This window comes from Streptomyces asiaticus (genome assembly GCF_018138715.1).
In the GTDB taxonomy this organism is placed as follows: domain Bacteria; phylum Actinomycetota; class Actinomycetes; order Streptomycetales; family Streptomycetaceae; genus Streptomyces; species Streptomyces asiaticus.
The window spans coordinates 3,741,111-3,752,523 of sequence record NZ_JAGSHX010000006.1; the positions used below are offsets into that span (position 1 = coordinate 3,741,111).

At 72.6% G+C, this 11,413-nt stretch carries 10 protein-coding genes; 6 read left to right on the forward strand and 4 right to left on the reverse strand.

Features of this window, described 5'->3' with window-relative positions:
* Window positions 1-38: 38 nt before the first annotated feature.
* Window positions 39-1,400 carry a type III PLP-dependent enzyme domain-containing protein gene (locus tag KHP12_RS23130; protein WP_086879809.1) on the forward strand — a complete coding sequence of 454 codons (1,362 nt, stop codon included), beginning with the start codon at window positions 39-41 and terminating at the stop codon, window positions 1,398-1,400.
* A gap of 641 nt (window positions 1,401-2,041) precedes the next feature.
* Here KHP12_RS23130 and KHP12_RS23135 read toward each other — a convergent pair.
* The 3 genes from KHP12_RS23135 to KHP12_RS23145 form a co-directional block, all read right to left on the reverse strand.
* Window positions 2,042-2,629 (reverse strand): hypothetical protein, encoded by a 588-nt coding sequence (locus KHP12_RS23135; RefSeq protein ID WP_037954380.1) that lies wholly within the window; start codon window positions 2,627-2,629, stop codon window positions 2,042-2,044.
* Window positions 2,630-2,756: 127 nt separating this feature from the next.
* Window positions 2,757-3,701 (reverse strand): MurR/RpiR family transcriptional regulator, encoded by a 945-nt coding sequence (locus KHP12_RS23140; protein ID WP_245010108.1) that lies wholly within the window; start codon window positions 3,699-3,701, stop codon window positions 2,757-2,759.
* A 31-nt stretch (window positions 3,702-3,732) separates the two neighbouring features.
* Window positions 3,733-5,259: an aromatic amino acid ammonia-lyase gene (locus KHP12_RS23145; RefSeq protein ID WP_372455218.1), complete on the reverse strand. Its 1,527-nt coding sequence runs from the start codon at window positions 5,257-5,259 to the stop codon at window positions 3,733-3,735.
* A 161-nt stretch (window positions 5,260-5,420) separates the two neighbouring features.
* Here KHP12_RS23145 and KHP12_RS23150 point away from each other — a divergent pair, with 161 nt between their 5' ends.
* The 5 genes from KHP12_RS23150 to KHP12_RS23170 all read left to right on the forward strand — a co-directional run bounded on the left by KHP12_RS23150 (window position 5,421) and on the right by KHP12_RS23170 (window position 10,379).
* Entirely contained in the window at window positions 5,421-6,551 is a 1,131-nt protein-coding gene (locus tag KHP12_RS23150; RefSeq protein WP_086886223.1) for an ABC transporter ATP-binding protein, read from the forward strand.
* The gene (locus KHP12_RS23155; protein ID WP_037954388.1) at window positions 6,548-7,189 is read left to right on the forward strand and encodes an ABC transporter permease; all 642 of its coding nucleotides are present in this window, start codon (window positions 6,548-6,550) and stop codon (window positions 7,187-7,189) included. The genes KHP12_RS23150 and KHP12_RS23155 overlap by 4 nt, the downstream gene beginning before the upstream one ends.
* Before the next feature lies 1 nt (window position 7,190).
* On the forward strand, window positions 7,191-7,868 hold the full coding sequence (locus KHP12_RS23160; protein WP_037954389.1) for an ABC transporter permease: 678 nt from the start codon (window positions 7,191-7,193) through the stop codon (window positions 7,866-7,868).
* A gap of 89 nt (window positions 7,869-7,957) precedes the next feature.
* Complete coding sequence (locus KHP12_RS23165; protein WP_086886222.1) at window positions 7,958-8,896, forward strand: ABC transporter substrate-binding protein; 939 nt, start codon at window positions 7,958-7,960, stop codon at window positions 8,894-8,896.
* A 16-nt stretch (window positions 8,897-8,912) separates the two neighbouring features.
* Window positions 8,913-10,379: a purine-cytosine permease family protein gene (locus KHP12_RS23170; protein WP_086886221.1), complete on the forward strand. Its 1,467-nt coding sequence runs from the start codon at window positions 8,913-8,915 to the stop codon at window positions 10,377-10,379.
* Window positions 10,380-10,397: 18 nt separating this feature from the next.
* Here the strand turns inward: KHP12_RS23170 and KHP12_RS23175 are convergent, their stop codons facing one another.
* Window positions 10,398-11,366: a GlxA family transcriptional regulator gene (locus KHP12_RS23175; protein WP_086886220.1), complete on the reverse strand. Its 969-nt coding sequence runs from the start codon at window positions 11,364-11,366 to the stop codon at window positions 10,398-10,400.
* Window positions 11,367-11,413 lie beyond the last annotated feature (47 nt).

An 11,413-nucleotide genomic window follows, 5' to 3' on the forward strand; every position in this document is an offset into this window, starting at 1 on the left:
AGCTGGTCCGCGGCCGTTCCGGATGGTTGGCTGAAAGCATGACGTCGAAAGCGGTTGCGATGGCCACCCGGCGCGAACAGGCCGTACGGGCGGCCGTGGAACAGCGGCTGCTCGGCCCGGACCAGCCCGTCGTGGGGCTGCTGGACGTGGCCGGGATCCGCTCCGCGGCCGCCGGGCTGCGCGCGGCCTTCGAGGAGGTCGTGGCGCCCGGCACGCCCATCCTGCACGCCTTCGCGGTCAAGGCCGCCGCGCTCGTCCCCGTCCTGCGGCTGCTGGCCGACGAGGGCCTGGGCTGCGAGGTGGCCAGCCCGGGCGAGCTGGCGCTGGCCCGCGCGGCGGGGGTGACGCCCGACCGCATCGTCCTGGACTCCCCCGCCAAGACCACCGCCGAGCTGCGCGAGGCCCTCGACCTGGGCATCGCCGTCAACGCCGACAACCCCCAGGAGCTGGAGCGGCTCGACGCGCTGGTGGGGCACCGCGCCGCCCCGCCCCCGCCCCTGGGCCTGCGGGTCAACCCCCAGGTGGGCGGCGGCAGCATCGACGCGATGAGCACCGCCACCGCGACCTCCAAGTTCGGCGTGGCCCTCCAGGACCCGGGGGCGCGCGCGTGGGTTGTGCGCGCCTTCGCCGAGCGCCCCTGGCTGACCCGGCTGCACGCGCACGTCGGCTCCCAGGGCTGTCCGCTGGAGCTGATGGCGGCGGGCATACGGGCGACCTACGAACTGGCCGAGGAGATCAACGAGGCGGTCGGCCGGCGGCAGATCGACGCCCTCGACATCGGCGGCGGCCTCCCGGTGAACTTCACCTCCGACGAGGTCACCCCCGGCTTCCGGGAGTACGCCCGGCTGCTGCGGGCCACCGTGCCGGGGCTCCTCGACGGGCGGTACAAGCTGGTGACCGAGTTCGGACGGTCCCTGCTCGCCAAGTCCGGCCTGGTGCTGGCCCGGGTCGAATACACCAAGTCCGCGGGCGGCCGTCCGATCGCGGTCACCCACGCGGGCGCCCAGCTCGCCACCCGTACGGTCTTCGCCCCCGAGGCTTGGCCCCTGCGGGTCCTGGCCTACGACGCGGAGGGCCGCCCCAAGGCCGAGACCGGCGACGGCCCGGTCCCCCAGGACATCGCCGGTCCCTGCTGCTTCGCGGGCGACCTGGTCGCCCGCGACCGGCCACTGCCGGAGCTGGCGATGGGCGATCTGGTCGCCCTGCTGGACACCGGCGCGTACTACTTCTCCAACCACTTCGCCTACAACAGCCTGCCCCGCCCGGGGATCTACGGCTTCGACGCGACGAGCCCCGACGGCGATGTGCGCTTCGCGACGGTACGGGAGCCGCAGACGGTGGACGAGATCGTGTCCGAGAGCGGCGCGAAGCATGCGCTGGGCCTGAGCCGGTTGCGGTAGGGCGCGGGGCGCCCAGGCTGTGGGGCGCCCAGGCTGTGCTTGGGCTGTGGGGCGCCCAAGCTGTGCCCAGGCTGTGGGGCCCAGAAGTCCGCCGTACACGTGACGCTTTCGTCTGGGCCGGCGTTGATTGAGCATCGGGTCAGGTGGGGGCGGGCGCGGGCCACGTCGCCGGCCACCGGCCAGTGGGGGCGAAGCCCGGTGGCGGCCTCCGTGACCCGGAGCCGAGGCCGCTGCCGGACTGCGGGCCCCGCGTGGCCCGGCCGCCCGGAGGCGATCGGTCGCTGCCCAGACCGCGCTCCCGGATGGCTGGGCGCGTCACGCGTCGTGCCCGGTGGGGTACCCCCTTCAAGAAAACACTTGATCTGGCGCAACTAATTTGTCAAACGTTTTCGAGAGGGGTACCCCAACCCCACGGCAGTCCGGATCGGCGCGAAGCCCGGGCCGGAGGGGCGCCGCAACCGGGCCCGCCCCCACGGGCGGGCCGTCGGCGACGGACCCCGGCCAGGGCGCCCCCGCCCCCATGCTCAAAGGCGCCGAAGGCGCGAGACGGCGCCGCACCAACCCACGCCGCGCAACCCCGCCGGGGCAACCCCCTCAGGGGCAACCCTCAGCGCCAGGCACCCCTCAACGCCGAGCAACCCTCAGCGCCCGGCCCCCGCCATCGCGCGGGAGCGCCTCGCGCCACCCGGCCCCGCGTCACCGGCCACGATCCCCGTCGTCTGGTAGCCGTCCACCGCCTTGCCCGCCGGCCGCCCCCGGGGGACCCGCTCCGTGCGGACCCACAGCAGCACGTCGTGCGCGCGCTCCCAGCGGCCCAGCCACAGCGCCTTGGCCCACAGCCCGGCGCCCAGCCCCGCCAGCAGCATCCCGCCCGCCGCCGGAACGGCGAAGGACGAGCCCATCGCGGCGAGGAAGGCCAGCAGCAGCCACCACCGCAGGGCGCGCCGCCGGGTCCTTACGGTCACCGCGCGGTCCTGGAGGAAGACCGCCTTGCCCGCGCGCGAGGCGTCGCGCGCCAGCTCCAGATACCGCTTGCGGCGCACCACGAACACCACGGCCCCCGCGACCAGGAAGAGCGCCGCCCCGGCGAGCACTCCGATCCGTCGCCCGGTCAGCCCCGGCACCAGTGCCCCGACCCCCGCGGCCAGCACACCGGGCCACCACAGCCACCCCGCGGGAGCCCTCACGATCACCGCCACCCGTGCCAGCGCATACGCCCCGCGCCCCACGACCGACCTCCTCACGCCTGGTGAATTCCGGAAGAAATCCCTGTCGAATCGAGGAATCTAGCCAGGATGCCTGAGAATTCGGTGAGAGGAACGGGGGTTGGCACACAGAGCGGCCCGGAAGCCCGGCTCACTCCACGAACAGGCCCCGCTCCGCCGCCTTCGCGTCGAACTCCTCCAGCCGCGCCTGCGCGTCCGGCAGCGCGTCGCACATCGCCTCCAGCAGCACCCGCCCCAGCAGCATCGGCGCGCACGCGGTGTCGAAGGCGAGGCCCGTGCCGACCGCCGCGGGCAGCAGCAGATCGCTGTGGCGGGCGACCGGGGCGAAGGCGCTGTCGGCGACGGTGACCACGGTCAGGCCCACCTCCCGGGCGTACTCCAGACCCTCCACGAGCTCGCGCGGATGCCGCGGCAGCGCGAAGCACAGCAGCGCCGTCGCACCCGCCCGCTTCGCCGCGTCCACGCGGTCGTCGAGCATCGTGCCGCCCTCGTCGAGCAGCCGGACGTCCGGATGGACCTTGCGCGCGAAGTAAGTGAAGCCGCGGGCCTGCGCGGAGGCGGCGCGCAGCCCGAGGACCGGCAGCGGACGGGAGTCGGCGAGCAGCCGTCCGGCGCGGACGACGGGGGCGGGGTCGGCCAGCAGCGCGGCGAGATGGCGCAGATTGTCGATCTCGGACTGCACGGCCTGCTGGTACTCGTTGTACGACCCCTCGTCCGCCTCCGGCTCCGCGGGCGCGACATCGCGCAGATGCTTGCGCAGCGCCGGATAGCCGTCGAACCCGAGGGCGACCGCGAAGCGGGTCACGGACGGCTGGCTGACGCCCGCGAGCTCGGCCAGTTCGACGCTGGAGAGGAACGGCGCGTCCGCGGCCCGCCGCACCATGCAGTGGGCGATCCGCCGCTGGGTCGGGGTCAGCCGGTGGCCTTCGAAGAGCGCCTGGAGGCGGGCGGCGGTCGAGGCGCCGGAAGCGGCCGAGACGCCCGGCACCCCCGCCGACACCGCCGTGGCGCCCTCGTCCACCCGCGTCATCCGCGCACCGTCCACCCCGTCGCTCACCCCGTGTTCCGTACCCATCACGTCCTCCTGACCCTCGTACCCTCGTCCCTCAGGCCCCCGCCAGCCGGTCGAGCAACCGCGCGGCCACCGCCACATCCTCCGTCAACGGCCGGTCCTCCATCCGGGGATCGAGCACTTCCGACGCCAGGGCGAAGGCCACACCGGCCGGGAGCTCCGGGTCCGGCTCAAGCCCGCGCTGGCGCAACGCCCGTACGGCGGCGACGAGTTCACAGCCCAGGACCAGCCGGTAGTGGTCGGCCACCCGGAGTGTCTGGCGGGCGCCGAGCGAGGCGAAACTGGCCTGTTCCTCCACCCCGCGCGAGAGCACGGCGTGGCCCAGCGAGGCGGGGTGGGAGACCGCGCGCATCTCGCCGAGGGCCGCCCCCGCCGCGTATTCGAGGATCATCACGCCCGAGCTCGCGGGCGCGGCGTCGCCGAGGAAGGGGCGCAGCCGGGTGAAGTCGGGTTCGCTGAGCGCGGCGAGCCGGGCGGTGGAGAGCCGGGCGGTCTGGAGCGCGGCGAGCCGGAAGTGGTCCAGGGCGAGTGCGGTGTGCGCGGCGTAGAAGTTGCCGTGGTGGTAGGCGGCCTCGTCGGTGGAGCTGATCAGCGGGTTCTCGGCGGCGGCGTTGAACTCGACGGCCAGCACCCGCTCCAGCGCGTCCGCCGCGTCCAACGCCGGTCCGTGGATCTGCGGCAGACAGCGGAAGCCGTACGGGTCCTGTATGCGGCCCAGCGGCGGGGTGGGCCGGGGCGGGGCGCCGAGCAGGGCGCGCATCCGGGCTGCGGCCGCGACGGAGCCGGGGTGCGGCCGGGACGCGTGGACGGGTTCGGCGTACGCCTCGTACGAGCCGCCGACCGCGATCAGCGAGAGCGCGGCCACGGCGAGCGAGGCGGACAGCAGCCGCCGCAGCTCGGCGAGGGCGAGCGCGGACTGGCCGAGGGTGAGGGCGTTGCTGCTGATGAGCGCCAGGGCGTCGTTGCTGTCGAGGGTGATGGGGTCGGGGGCGCGGCGGCCCGGGGCGGCCTCGGTGAGGTCCCAGGGGTGCTCGCCGACGAGCGCGAGACCGGTCTGGGCGAGCGCGGCGAGGTCCCCGGTGCCGACCGCGCCGTATTCGTTGATCACCGGGTGGGCGCCGCTGTCGAGGCCCTCCACGAGCGCGGTGACGACGGCGGGGCGCAGCCCGGCACCGCCCGCCAGCAGCTGATTGGCACGGACGGCCATCATGGCGCGCACCTCGCGGCCGGGCAGCTGTGCGCCGATCGCACCGGCGTGGCTGCGCAGCAGCCGCAGCCCGTGGTCGGAGTCGGCCGGGCCGACGTCCTCGGTGCGGTTGGCGCCCACACCGGTGCTGCGCCCGTAGACGCGGCCGGTGGCCGCGAGCCGGTCCGCGGTCTCCCAGGCGCGCTCGGCCAGGGCCAGCGCTGTGGGATCGGGCGCGGCGGGCCGGCTGAGCCGGTCGGCCAGACGCGCCACATCCACGACGCGTAGGCTCCGGCCGTCCAGCGTGATCCGCGGTTCGGCACCGTCGGCGCCGTCGGCCGCCGCGTGATCAGCGTCCAGCATGTGAGACAACATCCAGGGCAACCCCTCTCGAACACGCCCTTTTCGGGCCAATTGCCTAGCGCTCCGTCCACATCGCGAGCAGAAGTAACCGGTGATTAACGCAGACCTCTTGACTTCTATTCACTCGACTATGACTGTGCATGACTATATGCAGACAGGGCAAGGGGAAGCGGATGATCAGCTTCAAGGACGTCAGTAAGCACTATCCGAACGGCACCACAGCGGTGGATCGCCTCAGTCTCGAACTCCCGGAAGGGGGCATCACCGTTCTTGTCGGCACCTCGGGCTGCGGCAAGACCACCACCCTCCGCATGGTCAACCGCATGGTCGAACCGAGCAGCGGCACGGTGAGCGTGGGCGGGCGTGATGTCCTGAAGGCGGACGCCGCCGAGCTGCGGCGCGGAATCGGCTATGTGATCCAGCAGGCCGGGCTCTTCCCGCACCGCACGATCCTCGACAACATCGCCACCGTTCCACTGCTGCTGGGCTGGGGCCGCCGCAAGGCGCGGGCCCGCGCGGCCGAGCTGCTGGAGCTGGTCGGGCTGCCCGCCGACTCCGGCAAGCGCTACCCGCACCAGCTCTCGGGCGGTCAGCAGCAGCGCGTCGGGGTCGCCCGCGCGCTGGCCGCCGATCCGCCGGTGCTGCTGATGGACGAGCCGTTCGGGGCGGTCGACCCGGTCGTACGGACCCAGCTCCAGAACGAGCTGCTGCGGCTCCAGAGCGAGCTGCGCAAGACGGTCGTCTTCGTCACCCACGACATCGACGAGGCGGTACGGCTCGGCGACCGCATCGCGATCTTCCGCACCGGCGGCCATCTCGTCCAGTGCGCACCCCCCGCCGAGCTGCTGGCGAGCCCCGCCGACGACTTCGTGGCGGGCTTCCTGGGCGCCGAGCGCGGGCTGAAGCTGCTCTCCCTGTCCACCCTCGCCGACGTGGCGCGGCAGCCCGTGCCCGCCGACGGGCAGCGCTGGCGGCTGGTCACCTCCGAGCGCGGTGAGCCGCTGGGCTGGCGCGACACCGAGGGGCCGGAGGGCGACCGGGCCCCGCTGCTGCCGGTGCGCCCGCTGCGGGACGGCGACTCGCTGCTCACCGCGCTGGACGAGTCGCTGGCCTCCCCCGCCGGTCTGGTGGCCCGGGTGGACGCCGACGGGGTGCTCACCGGGGTCACCGGGCGCGAGGCGATCCATGAGTACGCGGGGCGGCGCCACGCGGAGGCGGGCCGCGCGGCCGCGCTCAAGAACGCCGCCGAGGCTCCCGAAGCCGACGGGGACCCGAAGAGCTCCGACACGAGCGTGACCGCATGACCATCGACTGGGGCTGGTTCCCCGACCATCGGAGCACCCTGGTCACGCTCACCCTGGACCACCTCTCCACCGCCGTCCCCGCCGTCCTCTTCGGGCTGCTGATCGCGCTGCCGCTGGCGGTGATCGCCCACCGGGTGCGCCCGCTGCGCGGACTCCTGCTGGGGCTCTCGAACATCCTGTTCACGATCCCCTCCATCGCGATCTTCGTCCTGCTGCTGCCGGTCACCGGCCTCACCCGCTCCACCGCGATCACCGGCCTGACCATCTACACCCTGGTCGTGCTGCTCCGGAACACCGTCGAGGGCCTCGACAGCGTTCCCACCAAGGTCCGTGAGGCGTCCACCGCGATGGGCGCCCGCCCGCTGCGCACCCTGCTCACCGTCGAGCTGCCGCTCGCCTTCCCGGTGATCATGGCGGGCGTACGGGTGGCCACGGTGATGGCGATATCGCTGGTCAGCGTGGCCAGCTACATCGGGTACGGCGGCCTCGGCCAGCTGTTCACCGACGGCTTCCAGCGCAACTACCCCACCCCCGTCGTGGCCGGAGTCGTCCTGTCCCTGCTGCTGGCGCTGGTCGCGGACGCCGTGCTGGTCACCATCCAGTGGCTGTGCACCCCGTGGCTGAGGAGGCGTGCCTGACATGCTCGAACTACTCCAGAACCTCCTCCGCTGGCTGACCAGCGGCGCCCAGTGGTCCGGGCCCGACGGCATCGCCACCCGCCTGCTGGAGCACCTCCAGTACTCGGTGCTGGCCACCCTGGTCGCCGCCGCCATCGCGCTGCCGGTCGGGCTGCTCATCGGGCACACCGGGCGCGGTGCGTTCCTCGCCATCAACCTCTCCGGCTTCGGGCGGGCGCTGCCGACCGTCGGCCTGGTCACGCTGGTCTTCCTGGCCAGCGGGCTGAGCATGTGGCCGGTGTACGTCTCGCTGGTCGCCCTCGCGGTCCCGGTGATCGTCACCAATACGTACGCGGGCATGGCCGCCGTGGACCCCGAGGTCAGGGACGCGGCAAGGGGCCAGGGCATGCGCTGGTACCAGGTGCTGTTCCAGGTCGAGCTGCCGCTCGCGCTGCCGCTGATCATGACCGGGCTGCGGCTGGCCTGCGTCCAGGTCGTGGCCACCGCCACCATCGCCGCGTACGTCAGCTTCGGCGGACTCGGCCGCTATGTCTTCGACGGGCTCGCCCAGCGCGATCTGGTGCAGGTGCTGGGCGGGGCGGTGCTGGTCGCCGTGCTGGCCATCGCCCTGGACCTGGCGCTGGCCGGAGTGCAGCGCCTGCTGTTCCGCAACCGCCCCCCGCGCGCCCACGCGCACTGAGCGCCGCCACCCGGCTTCACCCCGAGGCGACTCAGCGCCCCACCGACTCAGCGACTTCACTCCGAACTCCGATCCGAGGAGACGACCCCATGAACCGCAGGAAACTGCTCGGCGGCTTGCTCGCCGGCGCCTCCGTGCCCACGCTCGCCGCCTGTAGCGGCGGCGTCACCTCGCTCAAGGGCGACGGCGGCAGCGGTGGCTCGGGCGGCGGCAGCAGCCTGGGCGGGCTGGTCATCGGCACCGCCAACTTCACCGAGAACCAGCTGCTGGGCTACCTCTACGCCGAGGCGCTGAAGGGCGCGGGCATCAAGACCAGCGTGCGGCCCAACCTCGGTTCCCGAGAGATCGTCATACCCGCCCTCCAGCAGGGCGATATCGATCTGCTCCCCGAGTACCAGGGCAATCTGCTGCTCCACTTCGACGACAAGGCCCCCCAGACCGAGGCCGGCGATCTCCAGAACGCCCTCACCGTGGCCCTCCCCAGCGGTCTGGAGGCCCTGTCGTACGCGGCCGCCGAGGACAAGGACGTCTTCTGCGTCACCCGCGAGGCCGCCCGGAAGCACGGGCTGCGCAGCTTCGCCGACCTCGCCAAGCAGAACGGCAAGCTGGTCTTCGGTGGCCCGGCGGAGGACAAGAACCGCGTGGTCGGCCTCGTCGGCCTCAAGGACCGCTACGGCGTGACCTTCAAGGAGTTCAAGGCCCTCGACGCCTCCGGGCCCCTGGTCAAGGGCGCGTTGAAGAAGGGCGACGTGGACGTGGCCAACCTCTTCTCCACCGACCCCGACATCGAGGCCAACGACTGGGTGATCCTCGCCGACCCCAAGGCGCTCATCCCCGCCCAGCACATCGTGCCCGTGATCCGCGCCGCCAAGGCCGACGCCAAGGTCCGCAAGGCCCTGGCCCGCCTCGGCGGTGCCCTCACCACCCGGGAACTGGCCCGGCTCAACAAGCTGGTGAGCAACGACAAGAAGGACCCGGACCGGGTCGCCGCCGACTGGGCCGCCAAGAACGGCCTCACCAAGAAGTAGCGGCAGGAGCACCCGTATGCCCGACTCCCCAGACTCTCTGGACTCCCCAGTCCCCCTGGACTCCCTGGTCGAAAAGCGCTCGATCGACGTCGTCCCGGACGCGGAGCGCCATGGCACCGCCTTCAGCCAGTTCACCCTGTGGCTCGGCGCCAACCTCCAGATCACCGCCGTCGTGACCGGCGCCCTGGCCGTGGTCTTCGGCGCCGCCGCCTTCTGGTCGATCATCGCCCTGCTGATCGGCAACCTGCTCGGCGGAGCCGTCATGGCCCTCCACTCCGCCCAGGGACCCCGGCTCGGCCTGCCCCAGATGATCTCCTCCCGGGCCCAGTTCGGGGTCCGGGGCGCGATCGTCCCGCTGCTGCTGGTCATCGTCATGTACGTGGGCTTCTTCGCCAGCGGCAGCGTGCTGGCGGGGCAGGCGGTCGGCGAACTCACCCATCTCGGCGACACCACCGGAATCGTCCTCTTCGCCCTCGTCACCGCCGTGGCGGCGGCCGTCGGCTACCGCCTGATCCACACCCTGGGGCGGATCGCGGGCGTCGTCTGCGCCCTGGCCTTCGTCTATCTGGGCATCCGGCTGCTGGACCGCACCGACCTGGCCACCCTCCTCCACGACCGGACCTTCGACTTCCCGCTCTTCCTCCTCGCGGTGTCGCTGTCCGCCTCCTGGCAGCTCGCCTTCGGCCCGTACGTCGCCGACTACTCCCGCTATCTCCCGCGCGCCACCTCCGCGAAGGCCACCTTCTCCTGGACCCTCGCCGGCACCGTCCTCGGCTCCCAGTGGTCCATGACCTTCGGCGCCCTCGCGGCGGCCGCGGCCGGCCACGCCTTCGTCGGCCACGAGGTCACGTACATCGTCGGCCTCGGCGGCGGCGCGGCCCTGATCACCTCGCTGCTCTACTTCGTCATCGCCCTCGGCAAGCTGACGATCAACGTGCTCAACACCTACGGCGGCTTCATGTCGATGGTGACCAGCGTCAGCGGCTTCCGCGGCCGCGCCACCCTCTCCCCCCGCGGCCGGGCCGCCTACATCGCCGGGATCATGGTCGCGGGCACGGCGGTCGCACTGCTCGGCAAGGACAGCTTCCTGTCCTCCTTCAAGGACTTCCTGCTGTTCCTGCTGACCTTCTTCACCCCGTGGAGCGCGATCAACCTCGTCGACTACTACGCCATCGCCAAGGAGCGCTACGACATCCCCGCCCTCAGCGACCCGAACGGCCGCTACGGCGCCTGGCGCTGGAAGGCGCTGTCCACCTACGCCCTCGGCGTCCTCGCCCAACTCCCCTTCCTGTCCACCGCCTTCTACACCGGCCCCTTCGTCGCCCCCCTGGGCGGCGCGGACATCTCCTGGCTCGTCGGCCTCGCCGTCCCCGCCGCCGTCTACTGGCTCCTGGCCCACCGCGACACCGCCCACGTCCCGGACCGCATGATCCTCACTCCGGAACCGGCCCCCGGCCGTCCGTACGTCGCCGAGCCCGAGTGAGCCGGACCCGGGGTACGTCTACGGTTCAGGAGCGCGGTGGGCGCGACGGTAAGCCAGTGGGGACAGGCCGAGGTGGGCGTGGAAGTGCTTGCGCAGCGCGACCGGATCCCCGAAGCCGCAGACAACGGCGATCCGCGCGACGGTCAGATCGCTGGACTCCAGCAGGCGGCGCGCCTGGGTCAGCCGGCTTTGCACCAGCCATTGGAGAGGGCTGGTGCCCACCTCGGCGCGGAACCGCCGGGTGAACGTACGCTCACTCATGTGAGCGTGGCGGGCCATGTCCTGCAGCGTGAGCGGCTCGGCCAGACGGCTCTGCGCCCACTGGCGGGTGGCCGAGGTGGAACGGTCGGCATCCTTCGGCACCGGGTGCTCGATGAACTGTGCCTGTCCGCCCTCGCGCCATGGAGCCACCACGCATCGTCGCGCCGCGGCGGTGGCCACGGTCGCGCCGTGGTCCCTGCGGACCAGGTGGACGAACAGGTCGATGCCGGCCGCCCCGCCGGCAGCTGTCAGGACGCGTCCGTTGTCGACGAACAGCACGTCCGGATCGACCTCGACGTCGGGGAACAGCCGGGTGAACTGGCCGCACAGCGCCCAATGGGTGGTGGCCCGCAGTCCGTCCAGCAAGCCGGCCGCCGCGAGCAGGAATGACGATGTGCACAGGCTGACGATGCGGGCCTCCGGCCCGATCCGGGCGAAGGCCGCGGCGACCCGGGCGGGCAGCTCGCCGGTGGCCAGCAGATGTTCGTCGGGCTCCTGGGTGGCGATCACCACGGTGTCCGCACCCTCCAGGAGTGACTCGTCGTCGTCGACGACGATCCGGAAACCCTCGTTCGTGCGGACCGGTCGGCCGCCGAGCGAGCAGGTCGTCACGGAATAGAGCCGTGCCCCGGTCGGGTCGAGGGCCTCGTTGAGCACCCGGGCCGCGATGCCCAGGTCCATCGGCATGACCCCATCGAGGGCGAGAACTGCAACGCGATGTGGCATGGCTGGAATGGTACGACACGTGACTGTCCAGCCACTCACGACGTCTT

Bases quoted from the DNA above. Each gene is read 5' to 3' on its own strand.
- KHP12_RS23145 (WP_372455218.1), bottom strand. From the start codon at position 5,259: ATGTTGTCTCACATGCTGGACGCTGATCACGCGGCGGCCGACGGCGCC.
- KHP12_RS23175 (WP_086886220.1), bottom strand. From the start codon at position 11,366: ATGCCACATCGCGTTGCAGTTCTCGCCCTCGATGGGGTCATGCCGATG.
- KHP12_RS23140 (WP_245010108.1), bottom strand. From the start codon at position 3,701: ATGGGTACGGAACACGGGGTGAGCGACGGGGTGGACGGTGCGCGGATG.
- KHP12_RS23165 (WP_086886222.1), top strand. From the start codon at position 7,958: ATGAACCGCAGGAAACTGCTCGGCGGCTTGCTCGCCGGCGCCTCCGTG.
- KHP12_RS23150 (WP_086886223.1), top strand. From the start codon at position 5,421: ATGATCAGCTTCAAGGACGTCAGTAAGCACTATCCGAACGGCACCACA.
- KHP12_RS23160 (WP_037954389.1), top strand. From the start codon at position 7,191: ATGCTCGAACTACTCCAGAACCTCCTCCGCTGGCTGACCAGCGGCGCC.
- KHP12_RS23155 (WP_037954388.1), top strand. From the start codon at position 6,548: ATGACCATCGACTGGGGCTGGTTCCCCGACCATCGGAGCACCCTGGTC.
- KHP12_RS23170 (WP_086886221.1), top strand. From the start codon at position 8,913: ATGCCCGACTCCCCAGACTCTCTGGACTCCCCAGTCCCCCTGGACTCC.
- KHP12_RS23130 (WP_086879809.1), top strand. From the start codon at position 39: ATGACGTCGAAAGCGGTTGCGATGGCCACCCGGCGCGAACAGGCCGTA.